We start from the raw sequence: 26,951 nt of genomic DNA on the forward strand, positions 1-26,951 counted from the left end.
CAACCGTTGTTCGTCCCCCGCTCCTTCCCACGAGGATCTTCTTCGCCGAGACACCGATGGCCGGTCACGAATTCTCCGAACCCGCGGACCGCAAGCGCGTCGCCGACTCCACGGTCGACCCCCTCGCGGCCGAACAGCCACGTCACTCCTGTGATCCCGCCTTCCGGCACGGGGTGGTCGTCGGCTTCGACGGCTCGACGTCCAGCGAGCGAGCCCTCGCGTACGCCATCGGCATGGCCCGCCGTTCCGGTTCCGGGCTGATCATCGTGCATGTCGCCAACCGGCTGCCCACCACCGTCTGGGCGGGCTGCGAGCCGCCGGTCTTCGTCGACGTCCCGGACCACCGCACCGAGGTGCTGGGCCTGGAGCTGGCCTGCGCGGACTACCTCGCCGAGGTGCCCTGGATCCTCGTGGAGCGCGGCGGCGACATCTGTCATGAACTGGAGGAGGTCGGCCGCGAGTACTCGGCCGACGCGATCGTGGTCGGCTCCACGCACGGCATCGTCGGCCGCATCTTCGGCTCGGTCGCCGGACGGCTCGCGAAGCGGGCGCAGCGTCCGGTCGTCGTCATCCCGTAGCCAGACCCGCAACCGGTCCCGTAGCTCCTCCCGAAGCCTCGTCAACTCCCTTTGTCTCGCGATAAATCACGCCATCGCGAGGTGATTTGTGTGCTTGTGAAGGGTAGATAAAGGTCACCGGAACAAGCAGCTCAGCGGCAACACCGCACATCTGAAGGGAGCCCGCCGTGGACAACGAAGTCGCCGCGGGAAACACCACTTCCACTCTCGGCCACCTCGCGCTCGGACTGACCTTGCTGGCCTTCGGCATCGGCAGCACCGGCGTGATCGACAACGTCGCGGCGTCGGACGCCGCAGCCCTCGCCACCTGGGTCGGCGGAGTGGCGCTCTTCCTGGTCGGCCTCCTCGCCCTGCGCGCGGGCGACGGCGGTACGGGCACGGCCTATTCGGCGCTCGGCGCCTTCTGGTTCACCTGGGGCACCGGGGTCGGCGGTGACGCGTCGGCCGAGGCGGCCGGCCTGTTCCTGCTGCTGTGGGCGCTGCTGGCGCTCACGCTGACGATGGCGGCGAAGGGCAGCGGTCTCTTCGGACAGGGCGTGTACGGAGTGCTGTTCGTGGCGCTGCTGCTGCTCGGCATAGGCACCTTCGCGGACCACGGCGGTCTCGCCAAGGCGGGCGGCTGGCTCGCCGCGGTCGCCGGCCTCGCCGCCTGGTACGGCGCGACGGCGGCGGTGGCCCACTGGCCCACCTCCCTCGGCCGCGCCACCCGCCGAGGCGCCCCTGCCACGGGCTGACACCCACAGAAAGAAGCGGTCCCCGCGCACGCCGTGCGCGGGGACCGCTTCTGTGTCGGGTCGAGTCTCCGGGGGACAGGCCCGGAGGGTGCTACTCGACCGTGACGGACTTGGCCAGGTTGCGCGGCTTGTCGATGTCGCGGCCCATGGCGAGCGCCGTGTGGTAGGCGAGGAGCTGGAGCGGGATGCCCATCAGGATCGGGTCCAGCTCGTCCTCGTTCTTCGGCACGACGATGGTGTGGTCGGCCTTCTCCTGCGGCTGGTGGGCGACCGCGAGGATGCGGCCGCTGCGGGCCTTGATCTCCTCCAGGGCGGCGCGGTTCTTCTCCAGCAGGTCGTCGTTGGGGACGATGGCGACCGTCGGCAGGGCCGGCTCGATCAGCGCGAGGGGGCCGTGCTTCAGCTCGGAGGCCGGGTAGGCCTCCGCGTGGATGTACGAGATCTCCTTGAGCTTCAGGGAGGCCTCCAGGGCCACGGGGTAGCCCCGCACGCGGCCGATGAACATCATCGACTGGGCGCCGGCGTACGCCTCGGCGATCTTCTTGATCTCTTCCTCGGTCTCGAGGATCTCGCTGATCTGCGCGGGCAGCTTGCGCAGCCCCTCGATGATCCGCTTGCCGTCGGTCACCGACAGGTCGCGGATGCGGCCGAGGTGCAGGGCGAGCAGCGCGAAGGCGACGACCGTGTTGGTGAAGCACTTGGTGGAGACGACGCAGACCTCCGGGCCGGCGTGGACGTACACGCCGCCGTCGGCCTCGCGGGCGATCGCCGAGCCGACGACGTTGACGACGCCGAGGACGCGGGCGCCCTTGCGCTTGAGCTCCTGGACGGCGGCCAGCACGTCGTACGTCTCACCGGACTGGGAGACGGCGATGTAGAGGGTGTCGGGGTCCACGACCGGGTTGCGGTAGCGGAACTCCGAGGCCGGCTCGGCGTCGGCGGGGATGCGGGCCATGGACTCGATGAGACCGGCGCCGATGAGACCGGCGTGGTACGAGGTGCCGCAGCCGAGGATCTTGATCCGGCGGATGGTGCGGGCCTCGCGGGCGTCCAGGTTCAGGCCGCCGAGGTGGACGGTGGAGAAGCGGTCGTCGATCCGGCCGCGCAGCACGCGGTCGACCGCGTCGGGCTGCTCGGAGATCTCCTTGTGCATGTACGTGTCGTGGCCGCCCATGTCGTAGGAGGCGGCCTCCCACTCCACGGTCTCGGGGGTGGCCGTCGTCGAGGCGCCCGAGGTCGTGTACGTGCGGAAGTCGTCGGCCTTGAGCGTGGCCATCTCGCCGTCGTCGAGGGTGACGACCTGGCGGGTGTGGGCGATCAGGGCGGCGACGTCGGAGGCGACGAACATCTCCTTCTCACCGATGCCGAGGACGACCGGGGAGCCGTTGCGGGCCACCACGATGCGGTCGTTGAAGTCGGCGTGCATCACGGCGATGCCGTAGGTGCCCTCGATGACCTTGAGCGCCTCGCGGACCTTCTCCTCCAGGGAGGTGGCCTGGGAACGGGCGATGAGGTGCGTGATGACCTCGGTGTCGGTCTCGGACGCGAAGACGACGCCGTCCGCCTCCAGCTTCGCGCGCAGCTCCTGCGCGTTGTCGACGATGCCGTTGTGGACGACCGCGACCTTGTTCTCGGGGTCCAGGTGCGGGTGCGAGTTGATGTCGCTGGGCGCGCCGTGGGTGGCCCAGCGGGTGTGGGCGATGCCGGTGGTGCCGGTGAAGCGCTTGGGGACACGGGCCTCCAGGTCACGGACCCGGCCCTTGGCCTTGACCATCTTCAGGCCGGCGGCCTTCGGGCTGGTGATGACGATGCCGGCGGAGTCGTACCCCCGGTACTCCAGCCGCTGCAGCCCCTCAAGGAGCAGCGGGGCCACGTCGCGCTTTCCGATGTAACCGACAATTCCGCACATAAAGGTGTAACCCCTCCAAGTCAGTGGGTGTGCTCGGCCGCTCAGCCGTAGACGATGCGTCGCAGCTGCCGGAGCGAGAGCTCCGGCGGCGCCACGGCGCGGTACGGCAGCTCGGCCGCGATGCGTTCGAAGATCTCGGCGTTGACGGCTCCGCCGGACTGCAGTTCGCGGTGGCGGCGGCGGACGAAGTCCTCGGTCGACTCGTCGAAGTACGCCAGCACGTCGAGAATCACCCGGGCGGCCTCACCGCGCTGGAGCGCGGTGCTGCGCACCAGGTGGTCGATGAGGTCGTCATGCGACGGGCGGCGTTCGAGCACCCGTGAATACTGAGGGGTACCCGGGGGTCTGCGCAAGATTTCTGCCCGGAATCGGGCAGACCGCTCCATGATCGCCACTCTGTAGGGCCGAATTGGTCTACACCTTGACCGCAGGAGGGGTGCACGGTACGCATGGTGACTGTTCGGATACGCATAACCGGAGTCGCATGAGCCGGAGTGACCGGAGTCGCGAAGCCCGTCGAAAGGGACCATGCCCGTGAGACAGCGCAGAACGTTCCCGCGTGTTCTCGGTGCCCTGCTGCTGGTCACGGCGGCAGGCATCTCCTGCGCCGCGGCAGCCCCCACCGCCCGCACCACCGCCGCCACCGCCACCACCGCCGACGGGAGCGCCGCACCCGACGTCCGGCCCCTCGGCCAGATCGTCCCAGCCCCCGCCTCCGTGACCCCCGGCGGATCCCCGTACGCGATCACCGCCGCCACCCGCATCCGCGTCGACGTGGACTCCCGCGAGTCCCGCGCGGTCGGCGACTACCTCGCCGGACTGCTCCGCCCCTCCACCGGCCACCCGCTGCCCGTCGTCGACGAGGACGAGGCCCGCGGCGGCATCCTGCTCCGCCTCAGCCCCGGCGACCGGGCGCTCGGCGACGAGGGCTACCGGCTCCAGTCGGGCCGCGGCGGCATCACCCTCACCGCCCACCGGCCCACCGGGCTCTTCCGCGGCGTCCAGACCCTGCGCCAGCAGCTCCCCGCCGCCGTCGAGAAGGACACCGTGCAGCCCGGCCCCTGGAAGGTCGCGGGCGGCTCCATCTCCGACACCCCGCGCTACGCCTACCGGGGCGCCATGCTCGACGTCTCCCGCCACTTCTTCACCGTCGACCAGGTCAAGCGCTACATCGACCAGCTCGCCCTCTACAAGGTCAACAAGCTGCACCTGCACCTCTCCGACGACCAGGGCTGGCGCATCGCGATCGACTCCTGGCCGCGCCTGGCCACCTACGGCGGCTCCACCCAGGTCGGCGGCGGACCCGGCGGCTACTACACCAAGGACGACTACCGGGAGATCGTCCGCTACGCCGCCTCCCGCCACCAGGAGGTCGTCCCCGAGATCGACCTCCCCGGCCACACCAACGCCGCCCTCGCCTCCTACGCCGAGCTGAACTGCGACGGCGTCGCCCCGCCGCTCTACACCGGTACGAGCGTCGGCTTCAGCTCGCTGTGCGTGCCGAAGCCGATCACGTACGACTTCGTGGACGACGTGATCCGGGAGATCGCCGAGCTCACCCCCGGCAAGTACCTCCACATCGGCGGCGACGAGGCGCACTCCACCACCCACGAGGACTACGTCGCCTTCATGGACAAGGTCCAGCCGATCGTCGCGAAGTACGGCAAGACCGTCGTCGGCTGGCACCAGCTGACCGGGGCCACGCCGGCGAAGGGCGCGCTCGCGCAGTACTGGGGCCTGGACCGGACGAGCCCGGCGGAGAAGGAGCAGGTCGCGGCCGCCGCGCGGAACGGCACCGGGCTGATCCTGTCGCCCGCCGACCGGGTCTACCTCGACATGAAGTACACCAAGGAGACCAAGCTGGGCCTGGCCTGGGCGGGATACGTCGAGGTCCAGCGGTCCTACGACTGGAACCCGGCCGCCTACCTGCCGGGCGCGCCCGCCGAAGCCGTCAAGGGCGTCGAGGCGCCGCTGTGGACGGAGACCGTCTCCGAGAACGCCCACATCGACCAGATGGCCTTCCCGCGCCTGCCGGGCGTGGCGGAGCTGGGCTGGTCCCCGGCGGCCACGCACGACTGGGAGACGTACAAGGTACGGCTCGCGGCGCAGGGCCCGAGGTTCGAGGCGCTCGGGATCGACTACTACCGCTCACCACAGGTTCCGTGGCCCGCGGGGTGATGACGGGGGCGATGACGGGGTGATGACGCGGCGTTGACGGGCTCCCCGGAGGACCGTACTCCGGGGAGCCCGCCTGCTCATGGAGCCGGGGGCGCCTCCGTCACGCCTCGTCCTCCGGCGCCTCGCGCAGGGCGTCCTCGGACAGACCCCTGCGCCAGTAGCCGACGAACGTCACGCGCCGCCGGTCGAGCCGGCGTTCGTTCACGAAGTGCCGGCGCAGCGCTTTCACGGATCCGGACTCGCCCGCCAGCCAGACGTACGGCGCCTCACCGGGCAGCTCGGCGCCGCGCACCGCGTCCACGGCGCGGGGCGCGCCCTCCTCCCGTACGAGCCAGGTGATCGTGGCGTCGGCCTCGGTCGCGAGCTCCGCGCGGTCGCCGGAGTACGGGACTTCGAGGTAGACCCGCGCCCGGATCCGGGCCGGCAGCCACTCGAGAATCGCGGCGGCGGCCGGCAGCGCCGTCTCGTCCGCCCAGATCAGTACGGAATCGGCGTCGGCCGGCAACTGGAAGCGGACACCGGTGTTGGCGGCGACCGCCGGACCGAGTACGACCACCTTGTCGCCCGGCTCGGCGCGCTGCGCCCAGCGGCAGGCGGGCCCGCCGTCCGCGTGCAGCGCGAAGTCGATGTCGACCTCGGGGCGCGGCTCGGTGCGCTGCTCCCGGACGGTGTACGAACGCATCACCGCGCGCTCGTCGGCGGGCATCGCCCGCCAGGCGCCGAGGATCGCGTACATGTCCGGGTCGTCCAGCGGCGGCAGGACGGGCGCGTCCTGGCCGGGGTGCGGGAGAAAGAGGGAGAGCGACTGGTCGCGGCCCCCGGAGGCGAAGGACTTCAGGTCCTCACCCGTGAACGTGACCCGGACCAGGGACGGACCGAGCCGCCGCGTCCGGTCGACCCGGAGGGAGAAGAACTGGAACGGGGCGGTCTCGGCGGCGGTCGTCATCGGGTCAGGACACCTTCTTCGCGTTCTCCAGGGCCTTGGCCAGGTCCTCCAGGAGCGGGGCGCACTTGGCGTACGAGTAGATCGGCTCGGTCACCCGCGGGATGACCTGACCCGCCTTGACGGCGGGCAGCGCGGCCCACGTCGGCTTGGCCTTCAGGGCCTCCGGCTGCAGGGCGGAAGTGCGGTTGTCGAGCATGATGACGTCGGCCTGGTACTTGTCGACGTTCTCCCAGCTCAGCCCCTCGAACCAGCCGCCCTGGTCCAGCTTGGTGGGGACGACCAGGTTGACGCCCAGCTCCTTGAAGTAGAGCGTGTCGGTCGGCCGGACCGGCGTGGAGACGTAGAAGAGGTCGGGAGAGCCGGAACCGATCAGGACCTTGATGTCCTTCTTGCCCTTGGCGGCCTGACGGACGCGCTCGGCGGCCGCCTCGAAGCGGGCCTTGTCGGCGAGGATCTGCTTGGTCTTCACATCGGCGCCGAGAGAGGCGGCGAGGTCGGCGTGGCGCTGGAGCACGGCCGGCATCGACCTGTCGGCGGCCCAGAGGGCGACGCTCGGGGCGATCTTGAGGATCTTGTCCTTCTGCTCGGCCGGGACGTACCAGAGGTCGTTCTTCTCCCACATGTCCGTGATGAGGACGTCCGGGTTGAGCTTGAGGTACTCCTCGATCTTGAACTCTCCCCAGACGTTCCCGATGACCTTGACCTTCGCGATGTCGAGGTCACCGGCCTGGACGTCCGGCTTCTTCTCCTTGGTCTTCGGGTCCTCCACGTAGGTCGGGCCGAAGACGCCCTTGACCTCGATGCCGAAGTCCTTCAGGGCGGCGGCGGTGCCGGTGAAGGCGACGATGTTCTTCGGGGTGGACTTCGCCTCGACGACCGTCCCCCGGTCGTCGGTGAACTTCCACGGGCCGCCCTTCTCGGACGCGCCGGCGGAGGAACCGCCCTGCGTCTCGCTGCCACAGGCGGCGAGAGCGGCGCCGATCCCGAGCGCGCCGCCCGCGGCGAGAAGGCCGCGACGGGTGAGGTGGGTGGCCGTGGCTCGGGCGGTGCTGGGCATGGCGAAGTCGCTTTCCGTGCAGGTGGGCAAGTCGAAGGAAGGGTAGCCTAACCTCACTTTCCGTGGATCGTAGGGGTGGGATTGCGGGATTCACGCCACCGGAGCGGAGTGGGGTGGTTACGCTCGGCTACGGACCGAAATGAGCGCAGTGATGCGTAACTTGGGGGTGACCTCGTCGTGGTCAACATCCGGAGCCTGGATCCCAGCGCCTCGCCGCTGGACTACTACGGAGCGGAGCTCCGGCGGTTGAGGGAGGAGGCGGGCCTCAATCAGGGCCAGTTGGGCGACATCGTCTTCTGTACGGCTTCGCTGATCGGCCAGATCGAGACTGCGAAGAAGGTTCCGACGCGGCGGTTCTCGGAGCAGTTGGACGCGGCGCTGATGACGGGCGGGGTGTTCACGCGGCTGGTGGGGCTGGTTCTGCGGAGCCAACTGCCGAACTGGTTCCAGCCGTACGCGGAGATGGAGGCGAAGGCGGCCTATGTCTCCACGTTCCAGCCGCAACTGGTCTACGGCCTTCTTCAGACGCCCGACTATGCGCGAGCGGTCCTGGGCGCCCGGACCGAGGACGACGTCGACGCCAAGGTCGCTGCCCGAATCGAGCGCCAGCGGATCCTGGATCGGGAGACACCTCCCTTGGTCTGGGTGGTGATGAGCGAGGCGGTGCTGCGCCAGGAGATCGGCGGCCGGGCCGTCATGCGGAAGCAACTCGCCCACTTGTTGGCGATGCAGGAGAGGGAGTGGTTGAAGATCCAGATCCTGCCGTTCGAGGCGGGAGCGCACCCGGGGTTGATGGGAGAGTTCACTCTGCTGCGCTTCGAGGACGACCCCGACATCGTCTACACGGAGGACTTCGTCCAGGGGCACATGACGGCCAATCCGACAGCTATCAGGGAGGGTTCGCTCCGTTACGATCACCTTCAGGCCGCCGCCCTCTCCGTGGACGACTCGGCCGCACTGATCGCCCGCGTAATGGAGGAGTGTTATGGGGACCAACCAGAACCTGACGGGCGCGAGCTGGCGTAAGTCCTCGTACAGCGGCGACACGGGCGGCAACTGTGTCGAGTGCGCCCCGCTCGGCGCCGCCGCCTGGCGTAAGTCCTCGTACAGCGGCGACACGGGCGGCGACTGCGTCGAGGTCGCCGACCTCGCCGCCCATGTCGCCGTCCGGGACTCCAAGAACCCCGAGGGACCCGCCTTCCTGGCCACGCCGGACGCGTTTGCCGCGTTCGTGGCCGCGACGGTCGAGGGGCGCCTGGGCTGAGCCTTAATTGGATTGCCGTCGTCGAGCCCGGCCCGATAGGAAGCTCGCATGCTTAGAGGCGCCAAGGTCGGGCTCAGGGCTCGGCACGAGGACGACATTCCGATTCTTCGGACCGAGCTCTACGACGACGTGGCCAACGCCTCGCGGGCCGAAGGCGGGCCGTGGCGGCCGATCACGCCCGGCTCGAAGGACCCGCGGCTCGTCGTGGACGACAAGGAGCAGGGGCACGTCCCCTTCTCCGTGGTGGAGCTGGACGGCGGCACGCTGATCGGCACCGCGACGCTGTGGGGCATCGACAACCACAGCCGGTCCGCGCACATCGGCCTGGGACTGCTGCCCGCCTCGCGCGGCAAGGGTTACGGCACCGACGTGGTCGCGGTCCTGTGTCACTACGGTTTCGTCGTGCGCGGCTTGCACCGGCTGCAGATCGAGACGCTGGCCGACAATCACGCGATGCTGCGCTCCGCCGAGCGCAACGGCTTCGTCCGCGAGGGCGTGCTGCGCTCCTCGGCCTGGGTGATGGGCGAGTTCCTCGACGAGGTGCTGCTCGGGCTCCTGGCGCGGGAGTGGAAGCCGGCCCCGAAGGTCTAGGTCGGGCTGTCCGGCCGGGACGGGACGTTTCCGTACCCGGCCCGACCGGTCGCCGTGGAGGATCCGGGCCTACCGCTAGTACGTGAAGGCCGAGCCGTGTGTCTTGGCGATGCGCTGTGACGCGTAACCGGTGTGCACCTGCAGGCGGTTGCCGGCGTGGTTCGTCACCTTCAGGGTGACGCGGACCCTGTCGCACGCGCCGAGCTGGGCGGTGGTGAGGTACAGGGTGTTCGTCGCGGTCTGGTGGTGCTTACGCTCGGTGATGTTCCAGCGCGCCACGGCGCTCTTCAGCGGGACGCCGCAGGCGGAACCGTCGGCCCTGACGGGCTGTGCCTCGATCCAGGTGGAGGCGTCCGTGGAGTGCGCGGTCGGGTCGTTCTCGCCGGCGCACTTGTCGATCCCGTAGTTGGGCGCGATGCCGTCCTTGTCGTTGTTGCAGCTGGTCATGTTGGCGTCCAGGACGATCGCGATCCGGTCCGTCCCCCGCGGGGTGTACACGTGATCGAGGAAGCCCTTCGTGGTCCCCGGCGTGAGGGCGGGCGGTTCCACGGACTCGGCCTGGGTCCACCCGGCCGTGTCGCCGTACACGGCTCGGGACAGCTCCGCGCCCGCGGCGACCTGCATGGCCACCGAATTCCCGGCGCCGATCCAGGTCGCGTACCCGAGCACCGAGACGCGGCACCGGTAGCGGTCCGTCGTCGGCGCGACGAACGTCCACCGCACCGAAGGCGCCAGGGCCGTCTCACCGGGCGGCACGAGGTTCGCCGCCCAGTACGCTCCCGTCTCCTTGTCGGTGGGAAGCGCGCGCCCGTCCGCGTACATGCAGCGGATCGCGCCGGTGACACCGATGTTCTTGTGGTCACCCAGTGCCGCGACGTTGCCGACCGACACGTTGCGGGTCCACAGGTACGAGGCCTGCCCCTGCGTGGCCTCGAACTCGAGCTTCGTGCCCGGGACGTCCGCGTAGCGCAACGGATCGGCGTCGTACTCCGCCCCGAAGGTGAAGGCCGGGGACGTCATGGGATCCGCGCCGCCCGTGCACACCTTGTCCAGCCGGTGCCAGGGGGAGGCGGGGTCCGAGGCGCCGGTGTTGCTGCTGGCTCCTCCGGACCGGATGCTGCCGCGCAGGATGTGGTCGGCGGAGCTGAGGCCCGTCGTGTCGAACTGATAGACCTGCGCCGTGACGGGGAGGTTGTTGACGTACGAGTTGATTCCCGCGGACTCCTCGCCCAGGCCGTACCGGCCGAGCCAGAAGCAGGTCTGTGTGCTGCCCGCCACGAACTTGAGGCCTTCGAGGCCCGTTCCTGAGTACAGGCACAGGCGTTCGGCGGGGCACGGCTCCGCCGCCGCGGCCGGCGAGGCCGCCGCCGTGAGGCCGGAGAAAAGGAGCCCTACCGTCGACAACAGTGTCGCCATTCTTCGGGATATACGCGAAGTACGCATTGAAGCCGCTCTCTTGGAGGGACAGGAGCGGATCATGGTAGACGCGAAGCCACGGGGCGCGACACCGAGCCCTCGGCACCTCCTAGCGCGAGGCCCGGCGCGTCACGCGGTGGCGGAGGTAGACGACTCCTGAGCCGAAGGTGCGGGTCTCGACGAGTTCGAGATCGACCCGGCGCTCGCGCCGGGGGAAGAACGGGATGCCGCCGCCGACCAGCACCGGGTAGACCACGGCCCGGTACTCGTCGATCAGATCCAGCTCGGCCGCCTCGGCGGCCAGGGTGGCGCCGCCGATCGCGATCTCGCCCTCCCCCGGCTCGCCCCGCAACCGCTCGATCTCCTCCGCCAGGCCGCCGGAGGCCAGGCGGGCGTGGCCCTGCACGGTCGACAGCGTGGTGGAGAACACCACCTTGGGGAGCGGCTTCCAGAGCGCCGTCCACTCGCGCATCGAGTCGTCGAGCGTCGGATCCTGGTCGGCGGTCTCCCAGTACAGCATCGTCTCGTACAGCCGTCGTCCCAACAGGTGGACGTCGACCCCGCGGATCTCGTCGATCCAGAAGCGGAAGACCTCCTCGTCGGGCGCCGTCCAGTTGAAGTCGCCGTCCGGCCCGACGATGTAGCCGTCGAGGGAGACGCCCATCGAGTAGGTCACGCTGCGCATCAGAAGCCTCCTCGGGAACACATACCCCTCGACACTACGGTCGCCGGTCGCCGGCGGCCGCAGGACGCGTCGAAGAGTCCCCGTAGCGGGTGGCGATCGCACGGCGCGGCCTCGGGCGTCGAAAGAGCATCGCCCGCCACCCCAGGTGTCGGGGTGGCGGGCGATCGGTCAGGGCGCCACGCGGCGGACAGGCCCGTCAGGCCGAGAGGCCCAGCTCCCTCGCGATCAGCATGCGCTGGACCTCGCTCGTGCCCTCGCCGATCTCCAGGATCTTGGAGTCGCGCCACATCCGGGCCACCGGGTACTCGTTCATGAAGCCGTACCCGCCGTGGATCTGGGTCGCCTCGCGGGCGTTGTCCACCGCCACGGTGGAGGAGTACAGCTTCGCCAGCGCCGCCTCCTTCTTGAACGGCTCGCCGAGCACCAGCCGGGAGGCCGCGTCGCGCCAGCCGATCCGGGCCATGTGCGCCCGCATCTCCATGTCCGCGATCTTGAACTGGATCGCCTGGTTGTCGCCGATCGGCCGGCCGAAGGCGTGACGTTCCTTCGCGTACTTCACCGACTCGTCGACACAGCCCTGCGCCAGTCCGGTCGCAAGCGCCGAGATCGCGATCCGCCCCTCGTCCAGGATCCGGAGGAACTGCGCGTAGCCGCGGCCCTCCTCGCCCAGCAGGTTGGCGGCCGGGACGCGTACGTCGTCGAAGGAGAGCTCGCGGGTGTCCGAGGCGTTCCAGCCGACCTTGGAGTAGGGCGCGGCCACCGTGAAGCCGGGGGTGCCGGAGGGGACGATGATCGAGGAGATCAGCGGCCGGCCGTCGGCCTTGCGGCCGGTGACGGCGGTGACCGTGACCAGGCCCGTGATGTCCGTACCGGAGTTGGTGATGAAGCACTTCGAGCCGTTGATGACCCAGTCGTCGCCGTCGCGCACGGCCGTGGTGCGGGTGCCGCCCGCGTCCGACCCGGCACCCGGCTCCGTCAGGCCGAACGCGCCCAGGATCTCGCCGGAGCACATCCGGGGCAGCCACTCCTGCTTCTGCTCCTCGGTGCCGAAGCGGTAGACCGGCATCGCTCCGAGCGAGACGCCCGCCTCCAGGGTGATGGCCACGGAGGAGTCGACCCGGGCCAGCTCCTCCAGGGCGATGCCGAGGGCGAGGTAGTCGCCGCCCATCCCGCCGTACTCCTCGGGGAACGGCAGCCCGAACAGGCCCATGCGGCCCATCTCGCGGACGATCTCGTACGGGAACTCGTGACGCTCGTAATAGTCGCCGATCTTGGGGGCGACGACGTCGTGGGCGAACTCCTCGACGGTGCGGCGGAGTTCCTCGTGCTCTTCGGAGAGCCGGTGGTCGAGGGACATGGGTTTCGTCACTCCTTGTGAGAGTTCGCGGCGAGCGCGCGGACGGTACGGGAAGGGCTCGGGCGGCCCAGTTGTCCGGCCATCCACACGCTCGTGGCGGTGAGGGCGGCCAGGTCGACCCCGGTCTCGATGCCGAGGCCGTCGAGCATCCAGACCAGATCCTCGGTGGCGAGATTGCCGGTCGCGCTCTTCGCGTACGGGCAGCCCCCGAGGCCCCCGGCGGAGGCGTCGACGGTGGTGACGCCGTGCCGCAGCGCGGCGAGCGTGTTGGACAGGGCCTGGCCGTAGGTGTCGTGGAAGTGGACGGCGAGGCGGGAGGTGGGGACCCCCGCCTCGTTGAGCGCCGTCAGCAGCGCCTCGACATGGCCGGGGGTGGCGACGCCGATGGTGTCGCCGAGGCTCAGCTCGTCGCATCCCATGTCGGCGAGCGCCTTGGTGACCCGGACGACCTGGTCGATCGGGACCGCGCCCTCCCACGGGTCGCCGAAGCACATCGAGAGATAGCCGCGGACCTTCAGCCCCTGCTCTATGGCGCGGGTGACGGTCGGCGCGAACATCGCGAGGGCCTCGTCGACCGTCCGGTTGAGATTGGCCTTGGCGAAGGACTCGGTGGCGGAGGCGAAGACCGCGATCTCGCGGGCGCCGAGGGCCAGCGCACGGTCCAGGCCGCGTTCGTTCGGGACGAGGACGGGAAGCCGGGCCGGGATGCCCCGCAGGAGCGGGAACAGCTCCTCGGCGTCGGCCAGTTGGGGCACCCACTTGGGGTGGACGAAGCTGGTCGCCTCGACCGTGGAGAGCCCCGCGTCGGCGAGCCGCCGGATGAACTCCGCCTTCACGGCGGTCGGTACGACTGTCTTCTCGTTCTGGAGCCCGTCGCGCGGCCCGACCTCGTGGATCCGGACGCGGGCGGGCAGCCCGGGCGCGGGCACGGTCATGGGCAGGTTCACTTGTCCTCCTCCCTCGGGGTCACCACGGCGAGGACCTGGTCCATGGCGACGGTGGCGCCGGGCGTGACGTCCAGCTCGGTGACGGTGCCGGCGTGCGGGGCGGAGATGACGTGCTCCATCTTCATCGCCTCGACGACGAGCAGACTCTGGCCGGCCTCCACCTCGTCCCCGACCCCGACCTTCACGACGGTGACGGTCCCGGGCATGGGGGCGGCGAGCGCGTCGGCACCGGAGTGCGCGGCGCCGCTGAGGGCGGTGGCGACGGGGTCGTGGTCCTGGACGTGCCAGGAGTCCCCGTCACGGCCGAGCCAGGCGCCGGCCCGGTGGAAGCGGTGGCTGACGCCGTCGACCGTGACGGTGACCGACGTGTCGGTGACCGATGTGTCCGTGACGGTCGCGCCGGCGGGCGCGGGCACCGTGACGGGGTCGAGCCCCGACACCCGCAGCGGGAAGAGGAGCGGTGCCGGTTCGCCGCCCAGACGCCAGCCGCTCGGCACGGAGAAGGGGTCGGTCCAGCCGTTCCGGGGCGTGGGGGCCAGGCCCGCGAGGCGGACCGCCGCGGCCGCCGCGTAGACCTCGTCCGGTACGGACTTGGGGACCAGGCTCTCCGCCTCGCGCTCCACCAGACCGGTGTCCAGGTCGCCCGCGACCACCGACGGGTGGGCCAGCAGACGGCGCAGGAAGCCCGCGTTGGTCGGTACGCCGAGGGTGACCGTGTCCGCGAGGGCCGCGCGCAGCTTGCGCAGCGCCGTGGACCGGTCCTTCGCGTGCACGATGACCTTGGAGAGCATCGGGTCGTACAGGCTGCCGACCTCCGTGCCCTCGCTCAGGCCGGAGTCCGTGCGGACGCCGTCGCCCTGCGGCTCGCGCAGCGACAGGACCGTGCCGCCGGACGGCAGGAAGCCGCGGGAAGGGTCCTCCGCGCAGATCCGGGCCTCGATCGCCCAGCCGTCGAGACGGACGTCCGCCTGCCCGAAGGACAGCGGCTCGCCCGCCGCCACCCGCAGCTGCCACTCGACCAGGTCGACGCCGGTGATCAGCTCGGTCACCGGGTGCTCCACCTGGAGGCGGGTGTTCATCTCCATGAAGTAGTACGAGGACGGGTCGACGCCCGGGACGATGAACTCCACCGTGCCCGCGCCGACATAGCCGCAGGAGCGGGCCGCCTCCACCGCCGCCGCGCCCATCCGCTCGCGGATCTCCGGCGTCAGCAGGACGCTCGGCGCCTCCTCGATGATCTTCTGGTGGCGTCGCTGGAGCGAGCACTCGCGCTCGCCGAGGTGGATCACGTTCCCGTGGGAGTCCGCGAGCACCTGGATCTCGATGTGGCGCGGCCGGTCGATCCACCGCTCCACCAGCAGCGTGTCGTCGCCGAAGGAGGACCGCGCCTCGCGCCGCGCCGCCGCGATCTCCTCCTCCAGTGCCGACAGGTCGCGCACCAGGCGCATGCCCTTGCCGCCGCCGCCCGCCGAGGGCTTCAGCAGCACGGGCGCGCCGAGCTCGCGGGCCGCGGCCTCAAGGTCGGGGTCGGCGGCGCCCGGCACGACCGGGACGCCCGCCGCCTGCACGGTCTCCTTCGCCCGGATCTTGTCGCCCATCAGCGAGATCGCCGAGGCCGGGGGCCCGATGAAGACGAGACCCGCCTCCGCGCACGCCCGCGCGAAGGCGGCGTTCTCGGCGAGGAAGCCGTATCCCGGGTGGACGGCCTGGGCGCCGGTCTGCCGGGCGGCCTCGATGAGCCGCTCCACGGAGAGGTAGGACTCGGAGGCGGGCGCGGGGCCGAGCCGTACCGCCGTGTCGGCCTCCCGTACATGACGGGCGTCCGCGTCCGCGTCGCTGAAGACGGCGACCGAGCGGACGCCGAGCGCGCGCAGCGTACGGATGACGCGGACGGCGATCTCGCCGCGGTTGGCGACGAGGACGGTGTCGAACATGGTCATCTGTCACTCACATCCGGAAGACGCCGAAGGCGGGGTCGCCGATCGGGGCGTTGGCGCAGGCGGTGAGCGCGAGACCCACCACCTGTCGGGTGTCCAGGGGGTCGATGACCCCGTCGTCCCACAGCCGGGCGGTCGCGTAGTAGGCGTTGCCCTGGGTCTCGTACTGCGCGCGGATCGGGGCCTTGAACTCTTCCTCGTCCTCCGCGCTCCAGTCGTCCCCGAGCTGGTCGCGCTTGACCGTCGCGAGCACGGACGCGGCCTGCTCGCCGCCCATCACCGAGATCTTGGCGTTGGGCCACATCCACAGGAAGCGGGGGGAGTAGGCCCGGCCGCACATCGAGTAGTTGCCCGCGCCGTACGAGCCGCCGACGACCACCGTCAGCTTCGGCACGCGCGTGCAGGCCACGGCCGTCACCATCTTGGCGCCGTGCTTGGCGATGCCGCCCGCTTCGTAGTCGCGGCCGACCATGAAGCCGGAGATGTTCTGCAGGAAGAGCAGCGGGATGCCGCGCTGGTCGCACAGCTCGATGAAGTGCGCGCCCTTCTGGGCGGACTCGGAGAAGAGGATGCCGTTGTTGGCGACGATCCCGACCGGGTGTCCGTGGATCCGGGCGAAGCCGGTGACGAGCGTCTGGCCGTACTCCGCCTTGAACTCCTGGAAGCGGGAGGCGTCGGTGATCCGGGCGATGACCTCGCGGACGTCGTACGGCGTGCGGGAGTCGACCGGCACCGCGCCGTAAAGACCCGCCGGGTCCACCTTCGGCTCCTCGACCGGCTCGACCGACCAGGGGAGCGGGCCGCGCTCGGGGAGCGTGGAGACGATGTTGCGGACGATGCGCAGGGCGTGGGCGTCGTCCTCGGCGAGATGGTCTGTGACTCCGGACGTACGGGAGTGCACCTCGCCGCCGCCCAGCTCCTCGGCCGTGACGACCTCACCGGTCGCGGCCTTCACCAGCGGCGGCCCGCCCAGGAAGATCGTTCCCTGGTTCCGTACGATCACGGCCTCGTCGCTCATGGCCGGGACGTACGCGCCGCCGGCGGTGCAGGAGCCGAGGACGGCCGCGATCTGCGGGATGCGGGCGCCGGACATCCGGGCCTGGTTGTAGAAGATCCGGCCGAAGTGGTCGCGGTCCGGGAAGACCTCGTCCTGCAGGGGCAGGAAGGCGCCGCCCGAGTCGACGAGGTAGAGGCAGGGGAGACGATTCTCCAGCGCCACCTCCTGCGCCCGCAGGTGCTTCTTCACGGTCATCGGGTAGTACGTGCCGCCCTTGACGGTCGCGTCGTTGGCGACGATCACGCACTCGCGGCCGGAGACCCGGCCGATGCCGGCGATGACTCCGGCGGCCGGTGCCTGGTCGCCGTACATCCCGTTCGCCGCCAGCGGGGCCAGCTCCAGGAAGGGCGACCCCGGGTCGAGGAGGGTGTCCACACGGTCCCGGGGCAGCAGCTTGCCGCGCGCGGTGTGCCGGGCGCGGGCCTTCTCGCCGCCGCCGAGCGCGGCCGCGGCGAGCTTGGCCCGGAGGGTCCCGACCAGCTCGTGGTGGGCCGCCTCGTTGGCCTGCCAGGCCGGCGACGCGGGATCTGCCGCGCTCGTCAGCACAGGTGCCTGCTGCATCGACTGAGCTCCCTTGCTCGGTTAATGAGCGTTAACGTATGTCGTCAGGTTAACGACCGCTAACCGCATTGTCTAGAATCGTCTCCATGACCACCACCGCCAGGGCCGACACCCCCACGCGACGCGAGCAGATCCTCAAGGAGGCCGCCCGCCTCTTCGCCGAGCGCGGGTTCCACGGGGTGGGCGTCGACGAGATAGGAGCGGCGGTCGGGATCAGCGGACCGGGTCTCTACCGACACTTCCCCGGGAAGGACGCGATGCTCGCGGAGCTCCTCGTCGGGATCAGCGAGCGGCTGCTGACCGGCGGCAAGCGCTGCGCGAGGGAGCGTGAACGGGACTCGGCCCCGCCCGAGGCGCTGCTCGACTCGCTCATCGAGGGCCACATCGACTTCGCGCTCGACGACCGTCCGCTCATCACCCTCCACGACCGCGAGCTGGACCGCCTCCGGGAGAGTGACCGGAAGCTGGTACGCCAGCTGCAGCGGCAGTACGTCGAGCTGTGGGTGGAGACCGTACGGGAGACCTATCCCGCCCTCGCCGAGTCGGACGCGCGAGCCGCCGTCCACGCGGTCTTCGGCCTGCTGAACTCGACCCCGCACCTCGCCCCCGCGGGCTCCCTCCCGGGCCGCACCGCGATGGCCGACCTCCTCCACCGCCTCGCCCGGGGCGCCTTCGCGGCGGCGGCCGACGGGGTGTGACGGGGTCTGACGGGGTCGGACGGGGGCTGACGGGGTCTTACGGGACGGGGCCGGAGCACGTGCGTGCGTCCGGCCGCGGGCTCATGCTGGAGGCATGAGTGAGGACGTACGGAGGCCGGTCGTCGTCCTGGGGGTCGTGCCCGGCGATCCACCGTTCCGTCCGGTCCAGTCCGGCGGGGAAACACTGGGCGTCGCCCACGACATGATGGACGTGATCAGGCTGGCGCGTCAGGCCGGCTGGAATCACGTCGATCTCGATGACCCCGCGCAAGTGAGATGGGTCGGCGGCGGCAAGTACAAATGGCGCTTGTGAGGGGCGTGGCTGAGGGGCTTGTGAGGGCGTGTGAGGCGGCGCCGCCGACCGTCCGGTGTGCGAGACGGACGGACCCCGGCGGCATGGGACGGCACAATGAGCACCATGCCGATACTCAGCCGCCCCGCCCTCGTCGAGCACCTCGTCCGCACCCGGATCGCGGGCGACGTCGCCACCCCGCGCGACAACAACCTCTCCCACTACCGCAGGCTCGCCAACGGCGACCGGCACTACTGGCTGGGTCTGGAACTCGGCGACCGCTGGACGGACGAGCAGGACGTGCTCGCCGTGATGGCCGAGCGGTGCGGCGTGAACGACGACCCCGCCCACCGGTCCGGACAGGACACCATCGACCCCGAACTGACCGTCGACGCCCTCGACCGGATGGCCGCACGCCTGCGCAAGGCCGCCGCCGGCAAGGAGCGCGTGCTCTTCGCGACCGGCCACCCCGGCGCGCTGATCGACGCCCACAGCCGCGTGGCCGCCGGGCTGCGGGCGGCGGGGTGCGAGATCGTACGGATCCCGGGCGGGCTCATCGCCGACGAGGGGTACGTCGTGCAGTTCGCGGACGTGGCCGTCTTCGAACGGGGCGCGAGCCTCTGGCACACGCACTCGCCGGAGCCCATGAACGCGATCCTGGACGCGCTGGGCGAGGCCGGCCGCCCGGACCTGGTGGTGGCGGACCACGGCTGGGCGGGCCGGGCGGGCCAGCGGGGAATCGACTCGATGGGCTACGCGGACTGCAACGACCCGGCCCTCTTCATCGGCGAGGCGGAGGGCACGATGCAGGTCACGATCCCCCTCGACGACCACGTCATCGACCCCCGCTCCTACGAGCCGCTGACGGCCTACGTCCTCGACGCGGCGGGCCTGACCGACTGACGATCAGCGCCGCGGGACGCGGACGACGCCCTCCTGGATGACGGAGATCGCCAGCTTCCCGTCCCGCGTGTAGATGCGGGCCTGGCCCAGGCCCCGGCCGCCCGAGGCGGACGGGGACTCCTGGTCGTACAGCAGCCATTCGTCGGCGCGGAACGGCCGGTGGAACCACATCGCGTGGTCCAGGGACGCCCCGACCACGTCCCCGACCGCCCAGCCGCCCCGCCCGTGGGCGAGGAGCACCGAGTCGAGCAGCGTCATGTCGGAGACGTACGTCGCCAGGCAGACGTGCAGCAGGGGATCGTCGGCCAGCTTGCCGTTCGTACGGAACCACACCTGCGAGCGCGCCTCGCGGGGCTCCCCGACGCTGCCCCACGGCGGCACGTCCGCGTACCGCAGATCCACCGCCGCCCGCGCCTCGATCAGCCGCCGGGCCACACCCTCCGGAAGGTGCCGGGGCAGCATCTCGGCGGCCGTCGGCAGCGTCTCCGGATCCGGCGCGGCCGGCATGTCGTCCTGGTGCTCCAGCCCCTCCTCGTACGTCTGGAAGGACGCGGAGAGGTGAAAGATCGGCTGGCCGTGCTGGACGGCGACGACCCGCCGGGTCGTGAAGGAGCGGCCGTCCCGGATCCGGTCGACCTGGTACACGATCGGCGCGCCCGGATCCCCCGCACGCAGGAAGTACGCGTGCAGGGAGTGCGCGAGCCGGTCCTCGGGGACGGTCCGCCCGGCCGCCACCAGCGCCTGGGCGGCAACCTGGCCGCCGAAGACGCGGGGGACCAGGGCCGAGCGGGACACGCCCCGGAAGAAGTCCTGCTCGATCTGCTCCAGGTCGAGCAGATCGAGCAGTTCGTCGAGCGCGTCGGTCACCTGGACTACAGGCCCATCGACTTCGCGATGATCGTCTTCATGATCTCGCTGGTGCCGCCGTAGATGCGGTTCACGCGGTTGTCGGCGTACAGGCGGGCGATCGGGTACTCGTTCATGTAGCCGTAGCCGCCGTGCAGCTGGAGGCAGCGGTCGATGACCCGGTGGGCGACCTCGGTGCAGAAGAGCTTCGCGCTGGCGGCCTCGGCCGGCGTCAGCTCGCCCGCGTCCAGGGCCTCCAGGGCGCGGTCGGCGACGGCCTCGGCGGCGTCGACCTCGGCCTGGCAGGCGGCCAGCTCGAACTTGGTGTTCTGGAAGTGGGCGACCGGCTTGCCGAAGACGGTGCGCTCCTGCACGTACTGCTGGGCGAAGCGGACGGCGGCCTTGGCCTGCGCGTAGGCGCCGAAGGCGATGCCCCAGCGCTCGGAGGCGAGGTTGTGGCCGAGGTAGTAGAAGCCCTTGTTCTCCTCGCCGAGCAGGTCCTCGACCGGCACCTTCACGTCGACGAACGCCAGCTCGGCGGTGTCGGAGGTGCGCAGGCCGAGCTTGTCCAGCTTGCGGCCGATGGAGTAGCCCTCGGACTTGGTGTCCACGGCGAAGAGGGAGATGCCGGAGCGGCGGTCCTCGGCCGTCGGCGCGGAGGTGCGGGCGCAGACGATCACCCGGTCGGCGTGCACACCGCCGGTGATGAAGGTCTTGGCGCCGTTGAGGACGTAGTGCGTGCCGTCCTCGGAGAGCTTGGCGGTGGTCTTCATGCCCGCGACGTCGGAGCCGGTGCCCGGCTCGGTCATCGCCAGCGCCCACATCTCCTCACCGGAGACGAACTTCGGGAGGTAGCGCTTCTTCTGCTCGTCGGTGGCGAGCATCTTGATGTACGGCAGGGCGAGCAGCACATGCACGCCGGAACCGCCGAAGTTCACGCCCGCGCGGGACGTCTCCTCGTAGAGGACGGCCTCGAACTTGTGCGTGTCCAGGCCCGCGCCGCCGAACTCCTCGGGGACGTTGATGCCGAAGACGCCCAGCTCGCCGAGCTTGTAGTAGAAGTCGCGCGGCGCCTGGCCCGCGGCGAACCACTCGTCGTAGACCGGGACGACCTCGGCCTCGATGAAGGCGCGGATGGTCTCCCGGAACGCCTCGTGGTCCTCGTTGAATACCGTACGGCGCACGAGCCGCCTCCTTGGAGTCCTGTCCTGGTCCTGACTACCTGACGCAAGTACCTGACGCACACGCACTATGCCTAAGCGCTTGCTCAGTCAAGTTACCCATCGGTTCGCGCCGCTGTCCAGATCTCGGGGCCCCATGGTTGCCCACATCACGTCCGCTCACGTCCGCTCAAGCCTCGGGCACCTCGCCGCGGACCCAGCGGAGGCCGACGGGGTCGTACTCCCACACCGGGCGGCCCCGCAGACCGCTCGTCCGGAAGGGTGCGCCGTCCTCGTCCCCGATCCGGACCGTGCCCCGGCGCCCCTCCGAGCTCCACTCCAGCTCCAGGTACCAGCGGCAGTCGCACCCCGCCGCCCCCGCCGAGACCAGCAGCTCCTCCGGCTCGGCGGCGCTGACCGCGTACGGGAAGGAGACCGCCGGGAGCGTCCGGCCCTCCTCCCCGGAGGCGTCGTACCCGTCCAGCGCCCGCGCCACCGGCCGCGGCCGGTCCAGGTCCACCTCGAAACGGCGCGGCGTCACCGCCCCGCCGCACCCGCCGCCCATCCGGTACGCGGTCCACGGCAGCGGCGCGCCCCGCTCCACCACCCGCACGTGCAGCGCCTGGAGCACCACCGCCGCCGCGCCCTTCCCCTGCACCGACACCCGCACCAGCGTCTCCCCGCCGTCCACGGCCCCCTGCGCCGCCGCCCAGCTCCGCGCGTCGGCCGACTCCGGCGGGGGAGGGGCCGTCCGCTCCACGAGGTAGGTGTGCCCGCACCCGTTCTTCCAGATGTGCGAGGCGACCGTCCACGTCAGCGGCGCCGGTGGTTCGGCGGCCCGCTCCCGGGTCTTCCCAGGCAGGAGTACGGCTCCGAGCGTCACCGCCCCGACGACCGCCAGCGTCCCGCCGACCAGGCCCACCCACCCCCACCGGCGCCTCCGCCGCTCGGACGGGAGGCCCGGCACGCGCGCGTGCACGGGTTCGAGCTCGGGATCGGGGTCGGGCTCGGGATCGGACGCAGGCTCGGGGGCCGGCTCGGGCTCCGGCGTCGGCGCCGGCTGCCGTTCCGGTTCCGGTTCCGGTTCCGGGCCGGACTCGGGCTCCGTGCCGGGCTCCGGCACCGGAGGGCGACGGGTGCGGTCCGCGCGGCTCCAGGCCACCTCCAGGGCGCGCCGCTCCTCCTCGTCCGCCCCGCACAGCAGGGCGAGGCGGTCGACCACGGCGAACTCCTCCGGGACGGTCGCGCCCGAGCAGTAGCGGTGGAGGGTGGACGCGCTGACGCTCAGGCGCCGGCCCAGCGCCTCGTAACTGCGCCCGTCCCGCGCCTTCAGCGCGCGCACGAGCCGCGCGAACTCCTCGACGGCGGCGTCCTTCGGCATTCCATCCCCCTCGACCCTGCGTCCCACCCCTTCACGTCCTTGCACGTCAGCGGGGGTGGAATGGTTCCGGGACGGAGGGTGGGCGCGTCGCCGTTGCCCGGGGCGGGCGGGGGCCCGACGCTGATGGAAGCACTGACCGAACGACCCGACGGGGGATCCACCACCATGAACAAGCTCCGTACCGCACTCGCCACCGCCGCCGCTGCCGCCCTGGGCCTCGCGGCCCTCGCCACGGCCCCGGCGCAGGCCGCTGCCCAGCCCGCCTTCCTCGCCGCCTCCCAGATGCCGCCGTCGTCGACGCCGTGGACCGCGACCCAGGTCTTCACCGGCATCCCGGAGAACGGCGGCGCCCTCTGCGCCCCGTACAAGATCCCGGCGCAGAACACCCGCTACCGCGAGTTCACCACCGAGCTCGACACCAACGGCGTCCAGATCACCACCGTCGCCCGCACCGAGGCCGACGCCGTGAAGCTGGTCGACACCCTTCGCAAGGCCCTCGCCGGCTGCGGCCCCCTGCTGGAGCAGCAGAACCCGGGCCTGCACGCCGTCAGCGCCTACCACGGCAAGCTGGCCGTCGAGGAGGGCGCCTGGGTCTACAGCCTGGACACCGCCGACCCGCAGATCGGCAGCACCGACATCCACCTCTTCTCCGTCGGCCGCGACGGCCGCACCGTCACCCTCGTCCGCTGGGGTCAGATGGGCGACTTCGAGGACGCCCCGCTGACCGCCTTCCGCACCACGACGAAGACCGCCGTGAACAAGCTCTGGCCCTGAGAGGCCGTCTGCTCAGCAGGTAATCCCCTGCGAACGAAGCCACTCGCACTGCGTCTCGCCCGACGTCCTGCCCCCGTCGTACGCCCGGGGATCCCGGTAGCCGGGCCCGACGGGTTCGTGGTCCTCGAACACGCCGTCTCCATCCAGGTCCCCGCCCTTGGGGTCGATCCTGCCGCCCGGATTTCGACAGTTCGACCGGTCGGCGGGGTCGGTGGTGCAGAGACCTCGGCTCTTCTCCATGGTCGCCTTGGCCTTCGCCGCCTTCTGCGCCGCCGCTTGCTGAGCTGCGGCCTGGCTCTCCAGGCTCTCGCCCACGGCGCGGGCATCGACGACGAGCGAGACGGGAGCGCCGGGGCTGTTCTGCCGCGCGGGCTCCGGGGCGCCCGATCCGCAGGCGGTCAGGGGTACGGAGAGGAGGCAGGCGATGGCCGCGACGATGCCGAGGGCGGACCGCGCCGACTTCCGCGTGTCTGGGTTGGTGCTCATGAGTGGCCCCGCAGGCAGTTCTGGCTTCGCTCAAACGCTACGGGTGGGCATCGCACCGGTCAAAGGGGGCGGAGGTCTACTGCCCGGCCTTGAGGCCCGCGATGAACGCGGCCCAGCCGGCCGCCGCGAAGACGAGAGCGGGACCGTGAGGCTTCTTCGAGTCGCGAACCGGAACGCCGGACGTGTAGCCGTGCAGAACCTCGACGCAACTTCCAGACTCGTTCCCGCTGTACGACGACTTGCGCCAGCCGCTCAACGTGGAGGCGTTCGAGATGGTGTGCTCACTCATGGTTTCCGTGTTCCTTCGCGATCGCCCGCATGAGGGCCAGTGACTCTTGGGAGGGCAGTGCGTCGCCCAGCGCCAGATCGTAGGCGCCCTGTAGTCGCTGGACCACGGACGGGGAGTCGTGCAGCTTGCCGACTGAGACGCCTTCGCTGTACGCGGCCGGTGGCTGGTCCTCGAACCACATCAGCGTCAGCATGCCCTGCATGAGCGGATGGATGCCGAGGCTCGCGGGGAGGATATACACGCGTACACGCCTGCTCTCCACCAGTTGGATGATGTGCGTGATCTGCTCAACCATGACCTCTCGGCCGCCGACCGGTCGTCGCAGCACCATTTCGTCCAGCAGCGCCCACACTACGGGCATCACGGGATCTGCTAGGACCTTGGATCGCTCGATCCGTGTGACAACGTGCCTGTCACGTTCTTCGTCACTCCTGGGAGGGAAGGTCGTGCCCAGAACCGCGCTCGCGTACCTCGGCGTCTGGAGGATGCCGGGCACGAAGGCGGAGGCGAACTCCCTGATCATCGCGGCCTGTTGTTCGAGTTGACGTGCGGGCTCGAAGTAGTCGGCGATCGTGTCGTCGTCCTGCGGCAGGAAACTCTGCAGCACATTCCCAGTGCCCAGCGCCCTGTCCAGTCTGCGGGCGTCCTCCTGCGAGGGAACTCGGCGCCCCGCCTCGATGTGGGCGATGTGCGAGCGGGTCATGATCGTGCGGTCCGCCAGCTCCTGTTGGGTGAGGCCGACGGCCTCGCGTTGGGCCTTCAGCCACTCGCCGTAGACGTTGGTCATCGTCAACTCCCTTGTGACAAACGCTCCGTCACACCGAACCCCCTGGTCAGGGTAGCCCTGCTGGTCTCACGCTGTGAGGGAATCACTACAGAGCGCAGTTCATCAACTACGCGGGAGCTGACGACGTGTTGCACCGTATCGCCCGGATGATCGACCCGCTGCTGCGGCTGCTGCGGCGCGCATGGCCTCCGCCGAGCGGACGCCATGCGCGCCGTCAGGACGAGGCGCGGAGTCGGCGACGCCGCCGTCGTGCCCTCTGGCTCGCCGTGCACGGCATCGACATCGGCCCCCGCGTCATCCATGGAAGGGAGGTCGCGGCGTGATCCGGCCCACCACGGAATCCGCCCGTCTGCTGCCCTGGACCGGCGCCGAGGGGAAGCCCTGTTATCTGATCGGTGACGGCGAAGGTTACGTCTCCCGCGTCGCCGACAACGTCGAGAGCGTGCAGCTTGGCATGGCCGCCGATCTCCTCGGCCATGTCGAGGACCTGCTGAGTGACCGCTCGGCGACCCCCGAGCAGCTCCGCTATGTCGTCGCCCGTCTGGCCGAGTCCCTGCGCGAGGTGCACCGTGTCGCACGGAGCCGGGGCGCGCGGTTGGCCGTGGCCGCCGGCGACGTCGTGTAGAGGGAAGCCGCGGACGGACTTCGGCTCACAGAGCGCCGAGGGCGAACCACAGCTCCATCCGTACGTCCGCGTCGTCCAGGTCCCTGTCCAGGAGCGCGGCGCAGCGGGCGATGCGCTGGCGGACGGTGTTGCGGTGGATGTCCAGGGCCACCGCCGTCCGGTCCCAGTTGCCGTGCAGGGAGAGCCAGGCGCGCAGGGTCTCGGTCAGCGGCTCGGAGAGGGGCGCGAGGAGCGTGCGGGCGTACGCGGCCGCCTCCTCCGGGTCCATGAGGCCGCCGAACCCGGCGGGGCGGTGGCGGGCCAGGGGGGCGCGGGTCGCCTCGGCCCGGCGTAGCGCCCGGGCGGCCTGGGCGTCGGCGGCGGCGAGGTCGCGGGCCTCGACGGGGGCGCTGGCGCCGAGGGTCCAGCCCGGCTGGGGTTCGGCCTCCCGACCGGCCGGCAGCAGGAGCCGTACCGCTCCCGCTCCCGCTCCCCCTCCCTCGGCCGGCGCGTCGACGAGGGGAGTGCCCAGGGCCGTGGCCAGGGCCGACGCGGCCAGCGGGGTGCCGTCGCCGCCTCGGGCGTGGACCACCGTCCAGGGGCCGGGGTCGAGCGCGGGCGCCGCCTCGGCCGGGGGTGTGCCGAGCAGGAGCCGGACCAGGGCCGCGTCCCGCGCCGAGACGTCGGCGCCCCGGTGCGGGGCGGTCAGCAGCGACAGCAGGACGACCGCCACCCCGGCGATCGTGTGGTCGGCGCTCTCCCGCCGCTCGGCCGCCACCCCGAGCGCGAGACCCTCGCCGCCGCCGAGCGCGTACGCGGCGAGCCGCAGCCCGCCGCCGTCGCCGCTCGCCGAGGCCGGTCCGCCCGGGCGCGGGCCCACCACTCCGGCCAGGTCCCGCAGTGCGCGGGACGCCTCCGGCGGGACCGCCCGCCCCGCCGCCGCGTACTCCGTCCCGTCCGCCGCGAACAGCGCCGCCCGCCCACCGAGCCGGGACGCCAGCGCACCGAGCACCGCCGGTACGGGGTCCGGCCGGGCGGCCGCCGTCGCCAGTGACTGCTGGGCCTCGGTCACCCGGCGCAGCTCCTGGTGGCGGGCCTCGGCCATCAGCCGCCAGACCGCCCGCGCCACCGCCGTGAACGGCGTGTGCGGCGGGACTTCGAGCAGCGGCAGCCCGAACCGCTCGCAGGCCTCGACGAGCGCCGCCGGCACCGTGTCGTACACCGGCGTGACACCGAAACCGAGCGCCGCCGCCCCCGCCTCCACCACCCGCTCGACGTAGTGCGCCGGGTCGCTGAGCTGCACGCCCGCCGTCATCAGCAGCTCGCCGCCGAGCAGGTACGGATAGGGGTCGGCCATCTCGGAGGTGTGCACCCAGTGCACGGAGGCGTCCTCCGACCCGGCGAGCAGCCGCAGCCCGAGATCGCGCCGCCCGAGCAGCGCCGCCAACGAGACCGGCGGGGCGGGAGGGGCCGCTGGGGCGGACGTGGGTTCCCGCGCGGGCATGAGCATGGAT

29 protein-coding genes are annotated in these 26,951 nt (G+C 71.2%); 12 read left to right on the top strand and 17 right to left on the bottom strand.

Annotation, left to right across the window (positions count from 1 at the left end; genetic code table 11):
* Nucleotides 1-56 precede the first annotated feature (56 nt).
* Nucleotides 57-578, top strand: coding sequence for a universal stress protein (locus ACF06X_RS01005; protein WP_392285047.1), 522 nt, complete (start codon nucleotides 57-59; stop codon nucleotides 576-578).
* A gap of 167 nt (nucleotides 579-745) precedes the next feature.
* A complete protein-coding gene (locus ACF06X_RS01010) occupies nucleotides 746-1,312 on the top strand; it encodes a GPR1/FUN34/YaaH family transporter (RefSeq protein ID WP_392285048.1) in 567 nt (188 codons plus the stop codon).
* A gap of 91 nt (nucleotides 1,313-1,403) precedes the next feature.
* On the opposite strand, the gene glmS is transcribed toward ACF06X_RS01010, so the two are convergent.
* Nucleotides 1,404-3,221, bottom strand: a complete 1,818-nt coding sequence (gene glmS, locus ACF06X_RS01015) for a glutamine--fructose-6-phosphate transaminase (isomerizing) (protein WP_392285049.1) — start codon at nucleotides 3,219-3,221, stop codon at nucleotides 1,404-1,406.
* A gap of 41 nt (nucleotides 3,222-3,262) precedes the next feature.
* Nucleotides 3,263-3,538, bottom strand: a complete 276-nt coding sequence (locus tag ACF06X_RS01020) for a hypothetical protein (protein ID WP_392285050.1) — start codon at nucleotides 3,536-3,538, stop codon at nucleotides 3,263-3,265.
* A gap of 211 nt (nucleotides 3,539-3,749) precedes the next feature.
* On the opposite strand from ACF06X_RS01020, the gene ACF06X_RS01025 reads away from it, so the two are divergent.
* Nucleotides 3,750-5,399 (top strand): beta-N-acetylhexosaminidase, encoded by a 1,650-nt coding sequence (locus tag ACF06X_RS01025; protein WP_392285051.1) that lies wholly within the window; start codon nucleotides 3,750-3,752, stop codon nucleotides 5,397-5,399.
* Between the two features lie 100 nt (nucleotides 5,400-5,499).
* Here ACF06X_RS01025 and ACF06X_RS01030 read toward each other — a convergent pair whose 3' ends face one another.
* A complete protein-coding gene (locus tag ACF06X_RS01030; RefSeq protein ID WP_392285052.1) occupies nucleotides 5,500-6,345 on the bottom strand; it encodes a siderophore-interacting protein in 846 nt (281 codons plus the stop codon).
* A 4-nt stretch (nucleotides 6,346-6,349) separates the two neighbouring features.
* Nucleotides 6,350-7,402 (bottom strand): ABC transporter substrate-binding protein, encoded by a 1,053-nt coding sequence (locus ACF06X_RS01035; protein ID WP_392285053.1) that lies wholly within the window; start codon nucleotides 7,400-7,402, stop codon nucleotides 6,350-6,352.
* A gap of 177 nt (nucleotides 7,403-7,579) precedes the next feature.
* Here ACF06X_RS01035 and ACF06X_RS01040 point away from each other — a divergent pair, with 177 nt between their 5' ends.
* From ACF06X_RS01040 to ACF06X_RS01050, 3 genes are read left to right on the top strand one after another with little or no spacing between them, the layout of a single operon-like run.
* Nucleotides 7,580-8,428, top strand: a complete 849-nt coding sequence (locus tag ACF06X_RS01040; protein ID WP_392285054.1) for a Scr1 family TA system antitoxin-like transcriptional regulator — start codon at nucleotides 7,580-7,582, stop codon at nucleotides 8,426-8,428.
* A complete protein-coding gene (locus tag ACF06X_RS01045; RefSeq protein WP_392285055.1) occupies nucleotides 8,388-8,666 on the top strand; it encodes a DUF397 domain-containing protein in 279 nt (92 codons plus the stop codon). Before ACF06X_RS01040 ends, ACF06X_RS01045 begins: the two co-directional genes overlap by 41 nt.
* A 48-nt stretch (nucleotides 8,667-8,714) precedes the next feature.
* Complete coding sequence (locus tag ACF06X_RS01050) at nucleotides 8,715-9,257, top strand: GNAT family N-acetyltransferase (RefSeq protein ID WP_392285056.1); 543 nt, start codon at nucleotides 8,715-8,717, stop codon at nucleotides 9,255-9,257.
* A gap of 75 nt (nucleotides 9,258-9,332) precedes the next feature.
* On the opposite strand, the gene ACF06X_RS01055 is transcribed toward ACF06X_RS01050, so the two are convergent.
* The 6 genes from ACF06X_RS01055 to ACF06X_RS01080 all read right to left on the bottom strand — a co-directional run bounded on the left by ACF06X_RS01055 (nucleotide 9,333) and on the right by ACF06X_RS01080 (nucleotide 17,217).
* The gene (locus tag ACF06X_RS01055) at nucleotides 9,333-10,673 is read right to left on the bottom strand and encodes a peptidase inhibitor family I36 protein (protein ID WP_392285057.1); all 1,341 of its coding nucleotides are present in this window, start codon (nucleotides 10,671-10,673) and stop codon (nucleotides 9,333-9,335) included.
* Nucleotides 10,674-10,782: 109 nt separating this feature from the next.
* The gene (locus ACF06X_RS01060; RefSeq protein ID WP_392285058.1) at nucleotides 10,783-11,358 is read right to left on the bottom strand and encodes a dihydrofolate reductase family protein; all 576 of its coding nucleotides are present in this window, start codon (nucleotides 11,356-11,358) and stop codon (nucleotides 10,783-10,785) included.
* Between the two features lie 196 nt (nucleotides 11,359-11,554).
* Nucleotides 11,555-12,715 (bottom strand): acyl-CoA dehydrogenase family protein, encoded by a 1,161-nt coding sequence (locus ACF06X_RS01065; RefSeq protein WP_392285059.1) that lies wholly within the window; start codon nucleotides 12,713-12,715, stop codon nucleotides 11,555-11,557.
* An 8-nt stretch (nucleotides 12,716-12,723) separates the two neighbouring features.
* Nucleotides 12,724-13,650: a hydroxymethylglutaryl-CoA lyase gene (locus tag ACF06X_RS01070; RefSeq protein ID WP_392285928.1), complete on the bottom strand. Its 927-nt coding sequence runs from the start codon at nucleotides 13,648-13,650 to the stop codon at nucleotides 12,724-12,726.
* 8 nt (nucleotides 13,651-13,658) lie between these two features.
* Nucleotides 13,659-15,602 (bottom strand): acetyl/propionyl/methylcrotonyl-CoA carboxylase subunit alpha, encoded by a 1,944-nt coding sequence (locus tag ACF06X_RS01075; protein ID WP_392285060.1) that lies wholly within the window; start codon nucleotides 15,600-15,602, stop codon nucleotides 13,659-13,661.
* A 7-nt stretch (nucleotides 15,603-15,609) separates the two neighbouring features.
* Nucleotides 15,610-17,217 (bottom strand): carboxyl transferase domain-containing protein, encoded by a 1,608-nt coding sequence (locus tag ACF06X_RS01080; RefSeq protein ID WP_392285061.1) that lies wholly within the window; start codon nucleotides 17,215-17,217, stop codon nucleotides 15,610-15,612.
* Nucleotides 17,218-17,303: 86 nt separating this feature from the next.
* On the opposite strand from ACF06X_RS01080, the gene ACF06X_RS01085 reads away from it, so the two are divergent.
* The 3 genes from ACF06X_RS01085 to ACF06X_RS01095 all read left to right on the top strand — a co-directional run bounded on the left by ACF06X_RS01085 (nucleotide 17,304) and on the right by ACF06X_RS01095 (nucleotide 19,110).
* A complete protein-coding gene (locus ACF06X_RS01085) occupies nucleotides 17,304-17,915 on the top strand; it encodes a TetR/AcrR family transcriptional regulator (protein WP_392285062.1) in 612 nt (203 codons plus the stop codon).
* Between the two features lie 94 nt (nucleotides 17,916-18,009).
* Nucleotides 18,010-18,228, top strand: coding sequence for a hypothetical protein (locus ACF06X_RS01090; protein WP_392285063.1), 219 nt, complete (start codon nucleotides 18,010-18,012; stop codon nucleotides 18,226-18,228).
* A 105-nt stretch (nucleotides 18,229-18,333) separates the two neighbouring features.
* The gene (locus ACF06X_RS01095; protein WP_392285064.1) at nucleotides 18,334-19,110 is read left to right on the top strand and encodes a phosphatase; all 777 of its coding nucleotides are present in this window, start codon (nucleotides 18,334-18,336) and stop codon (nucleotides 19,108-19,110) included.
* A 3-nt stretch (nucleotides 19,111-19,113) separates the two neighbouring features.
* Here ACF06X_RS01095 and tesB read toward each other — a convergent pair whose 3' ends face one another.
* The 3 genes from tesB to ACF06X_RS01110 all read right to left on the bottom strand — a co-directional run bounded on the left by tesB (nucleotide 19,114) and on the right by ACF06X_RS01110 (nucleotide 22,497).
* Nucleotides 19,114-19,977 (bottom strand): acyl-CoA thioesterase II, encoded by an 864-nt coding sequence (gene tesB / locus ACF06X_RS01100; protein ID WP_392285065.1) that lies wholly within the window; start codon nucleotides 19,975-19,977, stop codon nucleotides 19,114-19,116.
* Between the two features lie 5 nt (nucleotides 19,978-19,982).
* The gene (locus ACF06X_RS01105; RefSeq protein ID WP_392285066.1) at nucleotides 19,983-21,140 is read right to left on the bottom strand and encodes an acyl-CoA dehydrogenase family protein; all 1,158 of its coding nucleotides are present in this window, start codon (nucleotides 21,138-21,140) and stop codon (nucleotides 19,983-19,985) included.
* A 166-nt stretch (nucleotides 21,141-21,306) separates the two neighbouring features.
* Entirely contained in the window at nucleotides 21,307-22,497 is a 1,191-nt protein-coding gene (locus ACF06X_RS01110) for a helix-turn-helix domain-containing protein (RefSeq protein ID WP_392285067.1), read from the bottom strand.
* A gap of 165 nt (nucleotides 22,498-22,662) precedes the next feature.
* Between ACF06X_RS01110 and ACF06X_RS01115 the strand changes: the two genes are divergently transcribed.
* The gene (locus ACF06X_RS01115; protein WP_392285068.1) at nucleotides 22,663-23,271 is read left to right on the top strand and encodes a hypothetical protein; all 609 of its coding nucleotides are present in this window, start codon (nucleotides 22,663-22,665) and stop codon (nucleotides 23,269-23,271) included.
* A 12-nt stretch (nucleotides 23,272-23,283) separates the two neighbouring features.
* On the opposite strand, the gene ACF06X_RS01120 is transcribed toward ACF06X_RS01115, so the two are convergent.
* The 3 genes from ACF06X_RS01120 to ACF06X_RS01130 form a co-directional block, all read right to left on the bottom strand.
* Nucleotides 23,284-23,757 carry a hypothetical protein gene (locus tag ACF06X_RS01120; RefSeq protein ID WP_392285069.1) on the bottom strand — a complete coding sequence of 158 codons (474 nt, stop codon included), beginning with the start codon at nucleotides 23,755-23,757 and terminating at the stop codon, nucleotides 23,284-23,286.
* 76 nt (nucleotides 23,758-23,833) lie between these two features.
* Nucleotides 23,834-24,046, bottom strand: coding sequence for a DUF397 domain-containing protein (locus ACF06X_RS01125; RefSeq protein WP_392285070.1), 213 nt, complete (start codon nucleotides 24,044-24,046; stop codon nucleotides 23,834-23,836).
* Nucleotides 24,039-24,833 (bottom strand): helix-turn-helix domain-containing protein, encoded by a 795-nt coding sequence (locus tag ACF06X_RS01130; RefSeq protein ID WP_392285071.1) that lies wholly within the window; start codon nucleotides 24,831-24,833, stop codon nucleotides 24,039-24,041. Before ACF06X_RS01130 ends, ACF06X_RS01125 begins: the two co-directional genes overlap by 8 nt.
* A 125-nt stretch (nucleotides 24,834-24,958) precedes the next feature.
* On the opposite strand from ACF06X_RS01130, the gene ACF06X_RS01135 reads away from it, so the two are divergent.
* Both ACF06X_RS01135 and ACF06X_RS01140 read left to right on the top strand, forming a co-directional pair.
* Nucleotides 24,959-25,156, top strand: a complete 198-nt coding sequence (locus tag ACF06X_RS01135; protein WP_392285072.1) for a hypothetical protein — start codon at nucleotides 24,959-24,961, stop codon at nucleotides 25,154-25,156.
* Nucleotides 25,153-25,458, top strand: coding sequence for a hypothetical protein (locus ACF06X_RS01140; protein ID WP_392285073.1), 306 nt, complete (start codon nucleotides 25,153-25,155; stop codon nucleotides 25,456-25,458). The genes ACF06X_RS01135 and ACF06X_RS01140 overlap by 4 nt, the downstream gene beginning before the upstream one ends.
* Before the next feature lie 25 nt (nucleotides 25,459-25,483).
* Here ACF06X_RS01140 and ACF06X_RS01145 read toward each other — a convergent pair whose 3' ends face one another.
* Entirely contained in the window at nucleotides 25,484-26,941 is a 1,458-nt protein-coding gene (locus ACF06X_RS01145) for a PucR family transcriptional regulator ligand-binding domain-containing protein (RefSeq protein ID WP_392285074.1), read from the bottom strand.
* Nucleotides 26,942-26,951: the final 10 nt, after the last annotated feature.

Origin of the sequence: Streptomyces sp. NPDC015346, assembly GCF_043078785.1 — a bacterium.
GTDB lineage: Bacteria > Actinomycetota > Actinomycetes > Streptomycetales > Streptomycetaceae > Streptomyces.